Source organism: Alloalcanivorax xenomutans, assembly GCF_900217905.1.
Taxonomy (GTDB): domain Bacteria; phylum Pseudomonadota; class Gammaproteobacteria; order Pseudomonadales; family Alcanivoracaceae; genus Alloalcanivorax; species Alloalcanivorax xenomutans.
On the sequence record NZ_OBMO01000007.1, the window covers coordinates 93,002 to 110,107 of the forward strand.

At 62.6% G+C, this 17,106-nt stretch carries 11 protein-coding genes; 5 read left to right on the top strand and 6 right to left on the bottom strand.

Annotated features, from left to right (window positions below; all coding sequences use genetic code 11):
- Window positions 1-54 precede the first annotated feature (54 nt).
- The 3 genes from CRO06_RS07090 to CRO06_RS07100 all read left to right on the top strand — a co-directional run bounded on the left by CRO06_RS07090 (window position 55) and on the right by CRO06_RS07100 (window position 3,935).
- Window positions 55-573 (top strand): sigma-70 family RNA polymerase sigma factor, encoded by a 519-nt coding sequence (locus CRO06_RS07090; RefSeq protein WP_097058086.1) that lies wholly within the window; start codon window positions 55-57, stop codon window positions 571-573.
- Window positions 570-1,571, top strand: coding sequence for a DUF4880 domain-containing protein (locus CRO06_RS07095; RefSeq protein ID WP_097058087.1), 1,002 nt, complete (start codon window positions 570-572; stop codon window positions 1,569-1,571). The genes CRO06_RS07090 and CRO06_RS07095 overlap by 4 nt, the downstream gene beginning before the upstream one ends.
- Window positions 1,572-1,691: 120 nt before the next feature.
- Window positions 1,692-3,935, top strand: coding sequence for a TonB-dependent receptor (locus CRO06_RS07100; RefSeq protein WP_097058088.1), 2,244 nt, complete (start codon window positions 1,692-1,694; stop codon window positions 3,933-3,935).
- A gap of 7 nt (window positions 3,936-3,942) precedes the next feature.
- Here the strand turns inward: CRO06_RS07100 and CRO06_RS07105 are convergent, their stop codons facing one another.
- From CRO06_RS07105 to CRO06_RS07120, 4 genes are all read right to left on the bottom strand, one after another.
- Window positions 3,943-6,348 (bottom strand): membrane-bound PQQ-dependent dehydrogenase, glucose/quinate/shikimate family, encoded by a 2,406-nt coding sequence (locus tag CRO06_RS07105; RefSeq protein ID WP_218839879.1) that lies wholly within the window; start codon window positions 6,346-6,348, stop codon window positions 3,943-3,945.
- A 10-nt stretch (window positions 6,349-6,358) separates the two neighbouring features.
- On the bottom strand, window positions 6,359-7,603 hold the full coding sequence (locus tag CRO06_RS07110) for a lytic murein transglycosylase (RefSeq protein WP_097058089.1): 1,245 nt from the start codon (window positions 7,601-7,603) through the stop codon (window positions 6,359-6,361).
- Window positions 7,604-7,642: 39 nt separating this feature from the next.
- Window positions 7,643-8,554 (bottom strand): YihY/virulence factor BrkB family protein, encoded by a 912-nt coding sequence (locus tag CRO06_RS07115; protein WP_035450515.1) that lies wholly within the window; start codon window positions 8,552-8,554, stop codon window positions 7,643-7,645.
- Between the two features lie 171 nt (window positions 8,555-8,725).
- The gene (locus CRO06_RS07120; protein ID WP_097058090.1) at window positions 8,726-10,018 is read right to left on the bottom strand and encodes an NAD(P)/FAD-dependent oxidoreductase; all 1,293 of its coding nucleotides are present in this window, start codon (window positions 10,016-10,018) and stop codon (window positions 8,726-8,728) included.
- Window positions 10,019-10,274: 256 nt separating this feature from the next.
- Between CRO06_RS07120 and CRO06_RS07125 the strand changes: the two genes are divergently transcribed.
- Both CRO06_RS07125 and CRO06_RS07130 read left to right on the top strand, forming a co-directional pair.
- A complete protein-coding gene (locus tag CRO06_RS07125) occupies window positions 10,275-11,957 on the top strand; it encodes an AMP-binding protein (RefSeq protein WP_097058091.1) in 1,683 nt (560 codons plus the stop codon).
- 75 nt (window positions 11,958-12,032) lie between these two features.
- Window positions 12,033-13,688 (top strand): AMP-binding protein, encoded by a 1,656-nt coding sequence (locus CRO06_RS07130; RefSeq protein ID WP_097058092.1) that lies wholly within the window; start codon window positions 12,033-12,035, stop codon window positions 13,686-13,688.
- 594 nt (window positions 13,689-14,282) lie between these two features.
- On the opposite strand, the gene CRO06_RS07135 is transcribed toward CRO06_RS07130, so the two are convergent.
- Window positions 14,283-15,770 carry an aldehyde dehydrogenase family protein gene (locus CRO06_RS07135; protein ID WP_026948479.1) on the bottom strand — a complete coding sequence of 496 codons (1,488 nt, stop codon included), beginning with the start codon at window positions 15,768-15,770 and terminating at the stop codon, window positions 14,283-14,285.
- 18 nt (window positions 15,771-15,788) lie between these two features.
- Window positions 15,789-17,105 (bottom strand): alginate export family protein, encoded by a 1,317-nt coding sequence (locus tag CRO06_RS07140; protein WP_097058093.1) that lies wholly within the window; start codon window positions 17,103-17,105, stop codon window positions 15,789-15,791.
- Between the last annotated feature and the right edge of the window lies 1 nt (window position 17,106).

Here is a 17,106-nt window from a genome sequence, read left to right on the forward strand (position 1 = left end):
TTACTAACCGCTATTCGTTTTTATTTGCTGCCATGTCCGGACGATAGCCCGCTGATGATGACGAACGCCACGCAAACCGACATCGGTTCGCTGTACCGCGATCATGCCCATTGGTTACTGGGCTGGCTGCGCCGGCGCCTGGGCGGAGACGGCGCTGATGCCGCCGATCTGGTCCAGGACACTTATGTCCGGTTGATGGTCTCCGGCCGCTTTCCGGCGCCGGAGCAGTCCCGGGCATTCCTGGCCCGCATCGCCAAGGGGCTGATGGTCGATATGCACCGCCGGCGCCGGTTGGAGCTTGCCTACCGGGAAGCCCTGGCGGCACTGCCGGAAGACAGCGCGCCTTCCGCTGAGCAGCGTGCGCTGACCCTGGAGACTCTGGCCCGTATTGACCAGGCGCTGGACGAACTGCCCTCCAAGGTGCGCGAGGCCTTCCTGTGTTCCCGTTTCGAGGGTTTGACCTATAGCCGTATCGCCGAGCGTTTGGGTGTGTCCCATGGATCGGTTCGCAAGTACATGCTGCGGGCCGCCCAGTCCTGTCTGTTGGCGCTGAGCGAATTCGAACCGGTATGAGTGACGCTTTGCCCGGCCCTCTGCGCCAGTACGCCGACCGTCATGGTCTGGACAGCGCCAGCCTGCAAGCTGCTCTGGACTGGCAGGTGCTGTTCTGGTCCGGGGAACAGCAAGCCGCCGACCGGGAGCGTTGGCGCCGCTGGCTCAACGCCGACGCGGAGCATCGCCAGGCCTGGGACGTGGTGGCGAGGATGGCGGGCACACTGGGTACTCTGAGTCCGCAAGTGGCGCGGCGCACCCTGGAGCGGCCATCGTCAGTGGGCCGGCGCCGGGCGCTCGGTGCTCTGGCGGCGGTGGGGGTGGGATCGATGCTGATGCTTGCCGGAGCGCGTGGCGGGTTCTGGCAAAAAGCGATGGCGGATTATCGCTGTGCCCGTGGCGAACAGCAGCGGTTCCGGTTGGAAGATGGCTCGTCGTTGATACTGAACACCGCCAGTGCCGTGTCGGTGGACTTCGGCCAAGACCGCCGCCGAATCTCCCTGGCGCCGGAAAGTGAAGTCGCCCTGGATACGCGATCCTCCACCCTGAAGAAGGCCGGCCCATTATCGCTGGCCCTGCCGGCGGCATTGTTGAATGTGCAAGGCGCCTGGCTGACCGCGCGTGACCTGGGGCATGGGGCCGGCACGGTGGGTGTGCTGGCCGGCGGGGCGCAACTGGTTACCGCCTATCCCCGCCAGGCCGCCGTCACCCTGAATGCCGGCCAGCAGGTTCATTTTGACCCGGACGGGCTGTCGGTAACGCCATTGTCCAGGCAGCGGGCGCTGGCCTGGACCCGCGGCGTATTGCAGGCGGACCGTTGGCGGCTGGCGGATTTTCTCGATGAGCTGAGCCGTTATCGCGACGGCCTGCTCTATTGCGACGACGAGGTGGCGGACCTGATCGTGTCCGGTGCCTATCCGCTCAAGGATACCGACTATGTGTTGGAATCCCTGGCCCGGGCGCTGCCGGTGGCGATTCATTACCGCACCCCCTGGCTGGTGCGCGTGGCGGCGGTCTAGCGTTTTGGTTTCCCCCAATGGGGTGCAAGAATCGGGATCCGAAAAAAATCCAATTCGGGGTAGCACTTTTCCGGCGCCCGTTCGGGATAACAGGTAATACACCCTGTTAAGGATCGGAACATGATGTGTTTTTCCCGTTTTCGGCATCTGCCATTGACGTTGTCGTTGTGTGGAGTGATGGCCGGGGCCGCCGTGGTCAGCGGGCCGGCGGTGGCCCAGGAGAGTGCCGGCACCCGCCTCTACCAGGTGGCTGCCGGGCCGTTGGACGGTGCCCTGGCTGAATTCGCTGGTGCCGCCGGTCTGACTCTGGTGATTGATGGCCGTCTTACCGAGGGCAAGCGCAGCGCCGGATTGAGCGGCGAATACTCACCGCTGGAAGGGTTGGGCGTGCTGCTGGCCGGTTCCGGGCTGGAGGCGGTGGCCCAGGGTAACGGCAGCTACCGTCTGCGCGCGCGCCCGGTGCGGTCCGGCTCTCCTCATACTCTGGAAAAAGTCACTGTCACGTCCGCCTCGGCGTCCGGGCAGGCGGTGGATGTGACCAATGCCCCGGCCAGCATTTCCGTGATTACCCGCGAGGAGTTGGAAGGCAAGGCGTATCGCGACATTACCGAGGCGCTGCAGGCGGTACCCGGTGTGTACGTGGACGACGGCCCGTCCGGCAAGGGCGGCACCGAGGAAATTTCCATCCGTGGCATGGATTCCAAGTACACCCTGATTCTGGTGGACGGCAAACCGCAGGGATCCGGGCAGGGTTATTACAACGGTTTTGGCGCCGGTGCCGAGTACGGCTGGTTGCCGCCGGTGTCCGCCATCGAGCGGATCGAAGTGATTCGCGGGCCCATGTCCTCGCTGTACGGTTCCGACGCCTTGGGGGGCGTCATCAACGTCATCACCAAAAAAACGCCGGACCAGTGGAGCGGTTCGGTGACGCTGGACCGGGTCATGCAGGAAAGCCACGATGCCGGCGATTACCATCAGAACCGCTACTATCTGAGCGGGCCGCTGGTTCCGGACCGGTTATCGTTCACCATGTTCGGTTCCCGCTATGTGCGTGACGAAGACGATATCCCCAGCGGCTACCGCGATCTGGACCGTGACAACACCACGGCGCGGCTGGGCTGGACCCCGAGCGAGCGCCAGTCCCTGCAACTGGAAGCAGGGTATGCCACCCAGGATATCGTTGGCACCGCGGCGCGCACCGGCAGCGACAGCGAATTGGAAACGGTGCGGCGCCATCAGGCGCTGTCCTACGATCTCACCTGGGGCAACGGCTTCACCACCAAGAGCTATGTGCAGCATGAGGAAATGCTGAACCGTACTCAGAGCGCGTTGTACGAGCGCACCACCGCCAACACTTCCACGGTGCTGCCGTTCGACAGCCATGTGATGACGGTGGGGGCTCAGTATCGGTTGCAGAAAACCGAGAACCCGGCGCGCGCCATCAACAAAGCGAATCTGGAACGTTGGGATGCGGCGTTGTTCGCCGAGGACCAGTGGTTCATTAGTGACCCGCTGTCTCTCACCGGCGGCCTGCGTTGGGTCAAGGACGAGAACTACGGCAGCGAAGTGGTGCCACGGGCCTATGCGGTCCATGCGCTGTCGCCGGCCTTCACTCTGAAAGGCGGCGTCAGCGCCGGCTATCGCACGCCGGATCTTAAACAGGGTGATTCCAACTGGGTGGAAGGCGGCGGTGGCCCGTCCACCGACGGTGGCGACATCGGCAATTCCGATCTGAAACCGGAAAAAAGTGTCACCTATGAGCTGGCGGGGTTGTGGCAGGGCCGTAACGGCATCGAAACCAGCGTCACCGTGTTTCACACCGACTACAAGGACAAAATCGAGAAACCGTTGATCTGTGATCGCGTCAGCGGAACCGACACCGACTGTATTTATCAGGGCTACGACTACGAAAAACTGTATCAGTACACCAACGTGGACGAGGCCAGGGTACGGGGAGTGGAAGTGACGTTCGGTTTTCCGATACGTCACGATATGCGCGTGCACACCAACTACACCTTCACCGACAGCGAGCAGCTTTCCGGCGACAACAAAGGCAACCCGCTCAACGATCAGCCCCGTCATCGCGCCAATATCGCTTTCGACTGGCAAGCCACCGACAAAGCCCGGATCTGGTCCAAGGCCCGGTTCAAGGGCCGTGCCGAACAAGTGGCCGGACGCGGCGGCCTGACCGAGCGTTACCCGAGCTATACGCTGGTGGATACGGGTATGCAGTATCAGCTTTCCGAGTTGGTGAGCGTGTACGGCGGCGTCTATAACTTGCTCGACAAGGAAGTGGACAGCGATACCTATGGCCGGGTGCTGGATGGCCGGCGTTATAACGCCGGCATCACCGTGCGGTTCTGACGCTCGTTCAGCGAACCTGATCGACGTCCTTTTCCGCCGCCGCGTCATCCAGCACATAAGCGATCACGGCATCGCGGCTCGGGCCCCGGGTGCCGATGGCGCTGTGGCCGCCGGCCACCACCAGCAGGATCTGCCGGCCGGTGTCGTCCAGATAGGTCATCGGTGTGGCGTGACCGCCAATGGGCAGATGGTCTTCCCATAGCGTGCGCCCGCTGGTGATGTCGTAGGCGCGCACCTTGTTATCCAGGCCGCCGCTCATGAACGCCACGCCGCCGGCGGTGATGATCGGTCCGCCGATATCCGGCACGCCGATGGTCACCGGCAACGCGATCGGTGACGGGTAGCCGATGGTGCCGTTGCGATGACGCCATACCACTTCGCCGGTACGCAGATCGGCGCCGGCCACGTAACCCCAGGGCGGTTGCTGGCAGGGCAGGCCCAGTGGCGACAGGAACGGTTTCATCTCCACCGCATAGGGGGCGCCATAGTTTTCGTTGGCGCCGGGCCCCCGTGAGGAAACATGGCGGCTATGGTCGTCTTTTCTGGGAACCAGAGTGGAGACGTAGGCGAGATAGGAGGGCGAGGTGAATGCCACCTGGCGGACCGGATCCACCGCCAGGGCGCCCCAATTGAATACGCCGAAGTTTCCCGGGTAAATCAGGCTTCCTTGTTCCGAAGGCGGTGTATAACGGCCCTGGTACTGAAGCTGGCGAAAGCGGATGCGGCAAAATAATTGATCCACCGGCGTGGCGCCCCACATGTCCCGCTCACGCAATGGCGGTGGATTGAAGTTGAGGGCGGAGCTGGGCTGGCTGGTGGCCACGGTCTGATAACCGAGACTGGCCGGCGCCGGTTGTTCACGTACCGGCAACACCGGATCGCCGGTGCGGCGGTCGAGCACATAGATGTCGCCCTGTTTGGTCGGTTGCACCAGCACCGGCACGCGGCCCTGGGGGGTATCCAGGTCCAGCAGGCTGGGCTGTGCCGGTACATCCATGTCCCAGAGATCGTGACGCACGGTCTGAAACACCCAGCGCACCTTGCCGGTGGCCAGATCCAGCGCCACCACCGAGGAACTGAAACGTTCGGCATCGGGGTCGCGCTGTTCCCCCCATTGATCCGGAGTGTGATTGCCCATGGGCAGATAGACCATGCCCAGAGCTTCGTCGACGCTGGCCACCGACCAACTGTTGGGACTGCTGGCGCTGTAGGTTTCGCCCTCCGGTAGCGGTTCGGTCCGTTCCGGGTTGCCGGGGTCCCAGTTCCACACCAGCCGGCCGTCGTCCACATCGTAGGCGCGGATGACACCGGAGGGCTGGGCGACGGAAACGTTGTCGCTGATCAGGCCGCCGATGATCACCAACTGGTCAGTGACCGCCGGTGGTGAGGATGGATAGTAGAGCGGCGGCTCGGGATTGGGCATGCCGTTCCAAAGGTTTACTTCGCCGTTGTCGCCAAACCGGGCGCACCGTTCACCGGTGTCCGCGTCGAGCGCGATGAGGCGGGCGTCGGCGGTGGGCAGGAACAGCCGTTGTTCACAATGCAGATCTTCCGGATCGATCAGGCTGTCCCGTTCGCTGCCGGTGGCGGCGAGCATTTCCTCTGGCTGTGGATTGGTGCGTTCCACCGTGGCCAGCGGCGGCTGACGATGACCGGGGAAATAAGCCACGCCGCGACAGATCTGGCGCCGGCGATTGAGCTCCGGTTCGATGTCGGGATCGAAACGCCAGCGTTCCACGCCGGTGGTGGCGTCCAGCGCGATCAGCTCATGGCGCGGCGTGCACAGGTACAGGGTGTCGCCCACTTTCAGCGGCGTGGCCTCGAACGTGGTGGCGTCGGTATCGCCGGTATGGAACACCCAGGCCCGGCGCAACCGGGTCACGTTGTCGGGGGTGATTTGCGTCAATGGCGAATACCGCTGGCCCAAGGCGGTACGTCCGTAGGCGTGCCAGTCTCCTTTGGGTACCAACTCGGAGTGGCCGGCGTCCGGGCTGACCGGGCCGGGCAGCTCTCCGTTCAGATTATGGGGGTCCTGATAGTAGCCGACAGCGGCAACCGCCGTGCTCAGCAAGACCGCCAGCAGCAAGGGCGCGCGCCCGCCCCGGATCGGGGACGTCACGCCGGGAATCACCAGCAGCAAACCAAACAGCACCAGCAATGCGCCGCGTGGCGCCAGGGCCCACCAGTCCAGTCCTGCCTCCCACAGGCTCCAACCGAGGGTGCCGATCAACAGTAGAGCGTAAAGACTCAGGGCGCTGCGCCGCTTCATCAGCAGCAGCAATGCGCAAAGTACCAGCACCGCGCCAGCCACCAGGTAATAGGGGCTGCCATTCAGGGATACCAGCCAGCCGCCGCCGGCGGCCATGGCCAGACCCAGCAATAGCATCAGTAGGGCGATGACGACACGAATCACGGTACAGCTCCTATTCCTGCGGCGTCCGTGGCGATCCGCCGGGTTTGGCTTCCGCCTCTTCCTTGAGAATGCCCAATGCCTTGAGACTGGCTTCGTCCGGGAAACCGTCGGCCGGCAGCCCCTGTTGTTGCTGGAAGCGCCCAAGCGCGGCGCGAGTGCCCGGACCGAGCAGCCCGTCTTCGGAGCCGGCCTTGAAGCCGTCGGCGTTCAGGCGCGCTTGCAACGCCTTGACCTGGTCCCGGTGCAGACGCGGCGCCGGGACCGGTGCCCGGCTGAGTTCGCCGGCGCCATTGATCCGGTCCGCCAGACGGCCCACCGCCAGCGCGTAGGCTTCGGAGCGATTCCAGCCCATGATCACGCGGAAGTTCTCGTACACCAGAAAGGCGGGGCCATGGGCGCCGGAGGGCACCAACAGCGACGCGTTCATCGGTGCCTCCGGCAGTGGCTGGCCGTTGGGAAGTCGCACGTTGCGTTCGCGCCAGTAACTCAGCGGCCAGGATTCACCGAGGCCGGCCAGGCCATAGTCGAACTGGTCCGGTAACGAGACTTCGCGGCCCCAGCGCTCGCCGGTCCGCCAGCCCAGGGCGTTGAGGAAATTGGCGGCGGAAGAGAGTGCGTCCGGCAGGCTGTGCCAGAGATCCCGGCGGCCGTCACCGTCGCCGTCCACGGCGTAACGGAGAAAGGTGGAGGGCATGAATTGCACATGGCCCATGGCGCCGGCCCAGGAGCCTTCCATTTGTGGCACGGCAATGGCGCCTTCCTCGACGATGCGCAGAGCGTTCATCAACTCGGCGGTGAAGAAAGCGCCGCGACGGCCTTCACAGGCCAGTGTGGCGAGCGCGTCGAGTACCGGCGTGTTGCCGTAAAAACCGCCATAGTTGGTCTCCAGCCCCCAGAACGCCAGCAAGTAGGCGGTGGGGACACCGTACTCGGCTTCCACCTTGGCCAGCAGATCGGCGTGTTGGCGGCGCAGCTCCCGGCCTTGTTTTATCCGCTGCGACGTTACCCGGCGCCCATAATAGTCGGCGAAGCTGCTGGTGAATTCCGGTTGTTTGCGATCCAGCTCGACCACCTTGGTCTGCAGGGTCAGAGCGGGGATCCGCTGGCGGGCCAGCTCCGGATCGATGCCGTCCTCGATGGCTTTTTGTTCCAGCTCACCCAGGCACGCCCGGAAATCTTCCTGTTCCAAGGCATGGGCGCCGGTAATCAGACCGAACAACAAAACCGGCATGGTGATGAAAAAGGGGCGGGGCATAATCTCTCCATGACATCAGGGGGCGGGCCGGGGCCCGGGTTATTGATCTTCCAGTACGCGTCGTACCCGTACCGCCGTGGCGCGCGGGCGGACGGTGCTGTTGCGGGCTTCCGCGCGGGCGCGGGTGACGGCGGCGCCGAACAGCAGGATCAACGACGAGTAGTACACCCACAACAACAGCAACACCAGGGAGCCGGCGGCGCCGTAGGTGGAGGCGGTGGCGGTATGGGAAAGATACAACGCGATCAGGAAGCGGCCGAGGATGAACAGCAAGGCGGTGACCAGTGCGCCGAGCAGCACGTCGCGCCAGCTCAGGATGGCGTCCGGCAGGACCTTGAAGATGGTGGCGAACAGCAATGTGATCACCGTCACCGATACCAGTGTTTCCACTACCACCATGAACATGCCGGGTACCGGCAGCCAGTCCTGAGCGAACACCATCAGCGCTTGGGTGATCACACTGAGCAGCAACGACACCATCATCACGAAACCGATGGAGAGCACCACGGTAAGCGACAACAGCCGGTTCTTGATCAGCGCGAAAAGAGTATTGCGCGACGGGCGGGGGGCGATATCCCAGATGTTGTTGAGTGAACGCTGCATCTGGGCAAAAACCGTGGTGGCACCGAGCAACATGGCGCCGACACCGATGATGGTGGGCAACAGGCCGCCGTCGGTGATGCGGGTACGCGCCACCGCTTCCGCCACCGCCTGGGCGGCTTCGGCGCCGACGTTGTCTTCCAGCAGACTCATGATCTGTTGCATGGCGGCATCGGTGCTCATCACCAGACCGATCACCTGGACCGCCAGAATCACCACTGGCGCGATGGAGAACAGCGTGAAGAACGCCAGCGCGCCGGCGTGGATCAGGGCATCACCTCTTAACCAATAGCCGATGGACGCTTTGAGAATACCGAACCAATAGAGGACGATGTCCTTGATTTTCTGCATGCCGTGTCGTCCTGGCGGCGATTAATGATGGGACTATTGTTCCGCTATGCGCGCCGAGAAGAAAGTCCACTTTTCTTCGTAGAAGGACAACCGGATCTGGTGCATCGGGTGCCGAGCGTTAAAGACAGATGTTCAGAATTGCCACGAAGCCGCGGTGGGAGCCCGTTGTCGTCAATGCAGCTTCAAACGCGGTCGCACCAAACGGCTGAAACGGCCCGCTGTGAGCAGCATGATCGTTCGTGGCCAGCCATACAACGCGGCCTGGTGCATGCGATACAACGCCACGTACATGATCCGCGCCAGCCAGCCTTCGACGAAGAAGTTGCCGCCTTTCAGGTTGCCCATCAGCATGCCCACGGAACTGTAGTTGGACAGCGACACCAGCGAACCGTGGTCCTTGTACTCGAACGGCTTCAGCTCCTGACTGTTGAGCAAGCGAACCAGATTCCGGGCGGTGTGATGGGCCATTTGCTGCGCCGATTGCGCGCGCGGCGGAATCGGCCGCTCCGCCCCTTCCGGTTTAAGGAAAGCGCTGTCGCCGATAATGAAGACATTGTCGTGGCCCTTGGCCAGCAGATTCGGTTCCACCTCGATCTGGTTGACGCGAGTGACGGCGAATCCCTCCAGCTGTCCGAAAACATCCGGGCCTTTTACCCCCGCGGCCCACACCATCAGGTCGGCCTTGATCTCCTCGCCGTCCTTGGTGACCAGCGCCTGCTCGGTGGCCTCCGCCACCATCACGCCGGTGCGGACTGATACACCGAGCGCCTGCAACCGTTCGGTGGCGGCGGCGGATACCCGCTCACTGAGAGCGGGCAGAATCCGTGGCAGTGCCTCGACCACGGTGACGCGCAGTTGCTTGCGGTCCAGATGTTCGTGGCCGTAGAGCTTGAGCATGGCCACCGCATGATGGATTTCCGCCGCCAGCTCCACACCGGTGGCGCCGCCGCCGACAATTGCCACGGACACCGGATCATTGCGGTAGTTGGCGTGCAGACAGGTGTTCAGGAAGCGCTCGCGAAAGCGTTCCGCCTGGGTGCGGGTATCCATGAACAGGCAATGCTGGCGCACGCCGGGAGTGCCGAAATCATTGCTCTGGCTGCCGATGGCAAGCACCAGGTAGTCGTAGTCGAGCTGGCGTTCGGGCAGTACCTCTTCGCCGTCCGGGCCGTTCATCGCCGCCAGGGTGACGGTCCGCGCGGCGGCATCCACGTGGGTCAGGGTGCCCGGCTCGAACCGGTAGTGATTGAGTCGGGCATGGGCGCGGTAGTCCACGGCATCCAGGTCAGCGTCGATGGCGCCGGTGGCCACTTCGTGATAGCGCGGTTTCCACACGTGAATGTTGCTGGTATCCACCAGGGTGATGTCGGCGCGACCGCGCTTGCCCAGCTTCCGTCCGAGTTGGGTGACCAGCGGCAGGCCGCCGGCACCGCCTCCTACTACCAGGATTTTGGGTTTGCTCATGCAGGGGCTCCGTCCTTCAAAGCAGGGCCGCCCCGGTCCCGGGAAGGGAAGGGGGCGGCGAAAAGAACAGTTTACCGGCATCTCCGGACGAACGGAAAAGCCCAAGCTAGTGCTTAGGAACTAAAAGCGTGGACAGCCAGTCACGACTTAAGTATAAGTGACGTCGTGCAAGTTTACCTTTACGTTAACGTAAAGGCGTAAAGCGGGGCTGGACGGGCCCCTCATACCGACAACAATGAACGACAAGGAGCCTGCCATGACGGAGTCCTATACCCGTGGGCCGCGGGACAAGACGCTGCTGACCTCCACCATTGGCGATGCCTTTGACAATACGGTGGCCGCATACGGTGAACGGGAGGCGCTGGTGGCCAGTCATCAGCAGCTTCGTTACTCCTGGAATCAACTGGCCGAGGAAGTGGAACGCTATGCCCGCGCTTTCATGGCCCTTGGTCTGCAACCCGGTGATCGTCTTGGTATCTGGGCGCCAAACTGCGCCGAATGGTGCATTACCCAGTTCGCCAGCGCCAAAATGGGTGCCATCCTGGTCAACATCAATCCCGCCTACCGCCTCAATGAGCTGGAATACGCGCTAAAGCAATCCGGTTGCCGCTGGCTGGTCTGCGCCGATAACTTCAAGACCTCGGATTACCAGAGCATGTTGATGGAGCTGGTGCCGGAGCTGGCATCGTGCCGTCCCGGGGACGTGCACAGCGAAGTCCTGCCCGAGTTGCGCGGCGTGGTGAGCCTCGCCGATCAACCGCCCGCCGGTTTCGTCAGTTGGCGAGAGCTGGGCGCGCTGTCGGAATCGGTGGCGGTGGACGACCTCGGGAAGCGCCAGGCCGGCCTCAAGCCCGATGACCCGATCAACATCCAGTACACCTCCGGTACCACCGGCTTTCCCAAGGGCGCCACGCTCAGCCACCGCAACATCCTCAATAACGGCTATATGGTGGCCGAGAGCATGGGCTTTACCGAACGTGACCGGCTGGTGATCCCGGTACCGCTTTATCATTGCTTCGGCATGGTGATGGGGAATCTCGGTTGCATGACCCATGGCAGCACCATGATCTATCCGGCGCCGGGCTTTGACCCCGAAGCCACGCTGGAAGCGGTGGCCAGTGAACGGGCCACCGCCCTGTACGGCGTGCCCACCATGTTCATCGCCGAGCTGGGCCATCCGCGCATCAAGGAATTTGATCTTTCCTCCCTGCGCACCGGCATCATGGCCGGCGCGACCTGTCCCATTGAAGTCATGCGGCGGGTGATCAGCGAAATGCACATGGAGGAGGTGCAAATCGCCTACGGCATGACCGAGACCAGCCCGGTATCACTGCAAACCGGCGCCGATGATGAACTGGAGCGCCGTGTCTCCACCGTTGGCCGCACGCAGCCGCACCTGGAAACCAAGGTTGTCGACGAGCAGGGCAATACCGTGCCGCGTGGTGAAATCGGCGAGCTGTGCACCCGGGGCTACAGTGTGATGTTGGGTTATTGGAATAATCCGGACGCCACCGCCGATGCCATCGACGAGGACGGCTGGATGCACACCGGTGATCTGGCGGTGATGGACGCCGCCGGCTATGTCCGCATCGTGGGACGCAGCAAGGACATGATCATTCGCGGTGGCGAGAATATTTATCCCCGTGAAATCGAGGAGTTTCTCTACACCCATCCCGCCGTGGCCGACGTCCAGGTGATTGGTATTCCCGACGATAAGTACGGCGAGGAAATTGTCGCCTGGGTGAAACTGAAAGGTGACGAAAATACCGATGCGGAGCAGTTGCGTGACTACTGCAAGAACCGCATCGCTCACTTCAAGACTCCCCGGCATTTCAAATTCGTGGACGATTTTCCGATGACAGTGACTGGCAAGATCCAGAAATTTCGTATGCGTGAGATCAGCATCGAGGAGGTTCGCGTCACCGTTACCGAATCCTGATGTTCCCGAGCCTGTGACGACAGGGCCCGGCTGGCCGCCGGGCCGCGAGATACAAAAAAAGAAGGAGAGCGACCCATGCGCCAGTACAACGAGGCGGTGGACCAATTCGATATTCAACAGGTGGCGAAAGCCACTCTGGGCGGCTCCCTTGAGAGCCTGAATGCCTGCGTGGAATGCTGTGACCGCCATGCCCTGCCGGGGCGGATCGCCCTGTTCTGGGAAGGCGCCGACGGTGACAGCGCCACCTACACATTCAGCGAGTTGCGCGACCAGGCCTCCCGTTTCGCTGCCTTTCTCGCCAATCAGGGTGTGGGCGCGGGCGACTGCGTGGCGGGGCTGTTACCACGCCGGGTGGAGCTGCTGATCACGGTGCTGGCCACCTGGCGGCTTGGCGCGGTGTATCAACCGTTGTTCACCGCCTTCGGTCCGAAGGCCATCGACCACCGGCTGCAAACCGCCGGTACCCGGGTTGTGGTCACCGACGGTGACAATCGCGGCAAACTGGACGGTCTGGAAAGCGATCCATTGGTGGTCACCGTGGGTGGAGATAAAGGCCGGGGTATCCGCCGTGGTGACTTCAGTTTCTGGGCGGAACTGGAGAGCCAGCAGGACGGCGCCGAGCCGGTAATGCGCAGTGCCGATGACCCCTTTCTGATGATGTTCACCTCCGGCACCACCGGCTTGCCCAAGGCGGTACCGGTACCGCTCAAGGCCATCGTCGCTTTCGCCGGTTACATGCAACACGCGGTTGGATTGCGTGAAGACGATGCATTCTGGAATCTGGCCGATCCCGGCTGGGCTTACGGGCTTTACTATGCGGTGACCGGGCCGCTGTCCCTTGGTCACCCCACCACCTTCTATGACGGCGGCTTCACCGTGGAAAGCACCTGCCGGGTGATCAACAAATACGGTATTACCAACCTGGCCGGCTCGCCCACCGCTTACCGATTGTTGATGGCCGGCGGGGACACCGTGGTAAAGGCGTTGCGCGGCAAATTACGGGCGGTGAGCAGTGCCGGTGAACCGCTGACGCCGGAGGTGATCCGCTGGTTCGCCAAGGAACTGGGCACCACCATCCACGATCACTACGGCCAGACCGAGCTGGGCATGGTGCTGTGTAACCATCACGAACTGGAGCATCCGGTGCGGATCGGTGCCGCCGGCTTCGCCGTGCCCGGGCATCGGGTGGTGGTGGTCAACGAAGAGGGCGAGGAATTGCCGGCGGGACAGCCGGGAATTCTTGCCGTGGATCGCAATCAATCGCCGTTATTCTGGTTCCCGGGGTATCCCGCGGATCCGCAAAAGTCGATGCTGAAACACTATTATATGAGCGGCGATACGGTGGAGCTGAACGACGACGGCAGCATCAGCTTTGTTGGCCGTTCCGATGATGTGATCACCACTTCCGGTTACCGGGTTGGCCCGTTCGATGTGGAAAGCGCCCTGATCGAACACCCATCAGTGGTGGAAGCGGCGGTGATCGGCAAACCCGACGAAGAGCGTACCGAATTGGTAAAAGCGTTCGTGGTGTTGGGGGCGGGCTATCGAGGGGATGACGACCTGGCGAAGGAACTGCAGCAAGCGGTTCGCCAGCGGTTGTCCGCTCACGCCTATCCGCGCGAAATTGAGTTCGTGGAGTCGCTGCCGAAGACACCCAGTGGTAAGATACAGCGATTCCTGCTGCGCAACGAAGAAGTGGCGCGGCAACGCCAGGCGGCCGCCACGGCCTGATCCTGACGTTTTTTGTTCTGCCTTGCGCCGGCCCATTGGGCCGGCTTTTTATTGGGTTGATCGCGGTTTAGCGGCATCCGGCCCTACCCGCCATCGTAGACAGCGGAGCCGCGTTACGTTAAACCCCAAGCCTGTTGCGGGCCTTGGAGATATAAATTGGCGGGGGGCACTACAACACCACTGTGGGAGCTTGCCTGCAAGCGAATGGGCTTCCGGGCCCCAAGATTCGCTTGCAGGCAAGCTCCCACAGTGGTGTTGTAGCCCGTTCCGTGCCAGTGGTTGGTCCGGAAGGCCTTCGTACAACCCCGCTTCGAGTGAACCGCAGCTTCCCTGGCTCCAGAAACGACGAACCTTTCTGGACAGGAGAGATTGCACGTCCTCCCCTTCATGGCGCTTCGGCGGCGATCGGAAGGATTCCCGCGCTTGCCGCTCACCTCGAAGCGGAGCCGCGTTATACCTTTGCGGGACCCTGTCGAACAGGGACGTTCGACCGGGAGCCTACATGGACGTATTCACGGCGTTCCCGCAAAGGTATAACGCGGCTCCGCTGTCCCGAATGGGGAGGTGGAGAGGAACCAAACCGCGATCGTGTCTTTAATACCGCACCGTCACCGACTTCAGTTCGGTGTAATCCTCGATGAAGGCGCTGCCGAACTCCCGGCCGATGCCGGAGCCCTTGACGCCACCGAACGGCACCGCCGGATCGATGAAGGTGTGCATGTTCACCCACACCGTGCCCGCTTCAATGCGCGGCACCAGACGCAGGGCCCGGGACAAATCGTTGGTCCAGAGGCTGGCGGTGAGGCCGTAGGGACTGTCGTTCATGAGGGAGAGCAATTCCTCTTCGTCATCGAAAGGCAGGAAGCACGCCACCGGGCCGAACACTTCCTCTTGCAGCAAAGTGGCATCGCGACGATCCGCCACCGCCAGGGTTGGTTCGATAAAGAAGCCAGGGCGGTCCAGCGCCCGGCCACCGTGGACGATCTCGCAACCCTGATCGGGGGCACTGGCGAAGTACTGGCTGACTTTTTCGAAGTGCGGGCGGTTGGAGAGCGGTCCAAAGTCGGTGCTTTCATCCAGCGGCGAGCCGATTTTGAGCTGCTTCAGCTGTGCCGCCACGCCGTCGACGATTTCATCCAGCCGTGAGCGGTGCACGTAGAACCGTTCCGCCGCCGCGCACACCTGGCCTTGATGCAGATAGGCCGCTTCCATGACACCCGCCACTGCTTTTTGGGTGTCGATATCAGCGAGAAAGCCGGCGGCGTTCTTGCCGCCCAGCTCCAGAGTGGCACGGGTCAGGTTGGCTTGCATGGCCTGGGCGCCAACCCTACGGCCGGTGCTCATGGAGCCGGTGAACGAGACCTTGTTGATCTTTTCGTGCTCGATCAGCGCCTGGCCGCAGGCGCCGGTGCCGCAGACCACGTTGAGAACGCCGTCGGGCAGGCCGGCTTCCTTTGCCAACCCGGCCAAACGCAGCAGGGTGAAGGGCGTGAACTCGCTGGGCTTGATCACCACGGTACAACCGCAGATCAGTGCCGAGGCAATTTTCCAGATGGCGATCATCAATGAGAAGTTCCACGGCACGATACCGGCCACCACGCCGACCGGTTCGCGTAACGTGAAGGCGGTGTAGCGTTCGCCCTGCATGGAAGGCAGTGACGGTGTCAGTGTCTCACCGTTGATCTTGCCGGCCCAGCCGGCGTAATAGCGAAGGAAATGGCTGCTTTGTCCTACTTCGAAGGCCCGGGACAACTGAATGGTCTTGCCGGAGCACAGCGTTTCCAATTGCGCGAGCTCCTCCCCATGCTGATCGATCAGATCGGCGAGCCGGTTAAGGATGGCGCCACGCTGGAGTGGCGCCATATCCCGCCAGACGCTGTGAAAGGCGTGGTGGGCGGCGTTCACCGCAGCGTCTGTTTGCGCCGGTTCCGCCTCCCGTACCTCCGCGAAGGTTTCGCCGGTGCCGGGGTTCACCACCGGATGGGCCGGACCGGTGGCCCGGCCATAGTCGCCGTTGATGAAACAATCATGGCCTTGCTGCAGGAATGCCCGCACCTCGGGTAATAAAGCGATGTCGCTCATGGTCCAGTCCTCATTGCATTAAAACGAAAAGGCGACGATCAATTGGCTGTACAGGTTGCGATCGTCATTACCTAATTGCGTGCCACCATCGGCGGCGGCGCGGTCCGGTTGGTACAGGCCGATGACCGGAATCAGGGCGAGGTGGTCGTTCACCGCCCATTCCAGATAGAGGTCGTATTCCCGGGCACTGGTGTCCGCTCCGGCGTCCCGGTCCAGAGTGGTGAAGTCGTAGGCCAGCAAACCGAGCGACAGGTTTTCCTTTGGCGTCACGGTCGCGGCGAGATGATGGACTCGTGAATTGGTGTTGAACGGTCCAGCGTAATTCGCCGCCACTTCGCCCTGGAACCAGGTGCCTAGAGCGCGGCCATTACCGTAGAGCAGCGGATCGTAGCCGGTGGAGAAACGGCTGAATCGATAATGGATACTGGGCCGCCAGGGCATCCCGGAGAAGGTCCAGCCCAGTTCCGCGTACCAGGCGTTTTCATCACCCTGGTCCTGATCCTGCCAGGCGTATTCCGCGGCCAGGAAAAGATTCTCCACGCCAGCGTTGCCCTGAGCGCGCAGGCTGACGGTTTCCATGTCATCCCGTTGCGGATAGAGGAAGGCGAATTCGTCGTCGAGATCGGTGACCTTGACGTAGGTGAGGCCCACGGTGCCTTTGTCGTTTACATGCTCCAGCACACCAATGTTGAGCTCCGGTTTGGCCTGGGCCGGGTTATCGGATTGCAGCCACATGACGTCACCGCGCCAGCCTTGTTCGCCACCCAGGCTGATGATGGCAGTCTTGTCGAAGGCGCTGCGGCCGGCAAGATAGTAAGCACCGCCGCGGTTCAGCGCGCCGTCGGCGATGCCCTTGCCGAAGTTCAGCGAATCACTGGTGATCAGAAAGCCGTCGCCGACGATCACGCTCTGGCGGCCGGCGGACACCGCCAAGCCATCGTTGCCGAGGACGGGAAACAGGGCGCCGGAGTGCCAGGTCAGGAAAGCATCCTCCAGTTTGGTGGTGCGCTCGCCGCCATCGGAGAAACCGGCGGCGTCACCATCACCCCAGGTGCCGGTGGAGGTCCATCTCAGGGCGCCGGTGACACGTTGATCCCGGGCCAGCCGGTGTTCGCCGCTGATGCCATACTTCACCGCGCCTTCCTGCCAGGTGACGCTGCCCTCGTCGAGAGTGCCGGCCTGGTCGTAGCTTTCCTGACTGTGCAGCCAGGCGGCGGTGCCGGAAACATCGAAATTCAAAGTAGTATGATCGTTGTTGGTCAATTCCAGCGCTTGTGCACTGGTGGCCATTAGCAGGAGAGAGCCCCCGGCAAGGGGGGCGAGCCTGATGCGCATG

Excerpts from the sequence above, each read along its gene's own strand:
- CRO06_RS07125 (WP_097058091.1), top strand. The coding sequence starts at position 10,275 with ATGACGGAGTCCTATACCCGTGGGCCGCGGGACAAGACGCTGCTGACC.
- CRO06_RS07100 (WP_097058088.1), top strand. The coding sequence starts at position 1,692 with ATGATGTGTTTTTCCCGTTTTCGGCATCTGCCATTGACGTTGTCGTTG.
- CRO06_RS07130 (WP_097058092.1), top strand. The coding sequence starts at position 12,033 with ATGCGCCAGTACAACGAGGCGGTGGACCAATTCGATATTCAACAGGTG.
- CRO06_RS07095 (WP_097058087.1), top strand. The coding sequence starts at position 570 with ATGAGTGACGCTTTGCCCGGCCCTCTGCGCCAGTACGCCGACCGTCAT.
- CRO06_RS07110 (WP_097058089.1), bottom strand. The coding sequence starts at position 7,603 with ATGCCCCGCCCCTTTTTCATCACCATGCCGGTTTTGTTGTTCGGTCTG.
- CRO06_RS07120 (WP_097058090.1), bottom strand. The coding sequence starts at position 10,018 with ATGAGCAAACCCAAAATCCTGGTAGTAGGAGGCGGTGCCGGCGGCCTG.
- CRO06_RS07115 (WP_035450515.1), bottom strand. The coding sequence starts at position 8,554 with ATGCAGAAAATCAAGGACATCGTCCTCTATTGGTTCGGTATTCTCAAA.
- CRO06_RS07090 (WP_097058086.1), top strand. The coding sequence starts at position 55 with ATGATGACGAACGCCACGCAAACCGACATCGGTTCGCTGTACCGCGAT.
- CRO06_RS07135 (WP_026948479.1), bottom strand. The coding sequence starts at position 15,770 with ATGAGCGACATCGCTTTATTACCCGAGGTGCGGGCATTCCTGCAGCAA.
- CRO06_RS07140 (WP_097058093.1), bottom strand. The coding sequence starts at position 17,105 with ATGCGCATCAGGCTCGCCCCCCTTGCCGGGGGCTCTCTCCTGCTAATG.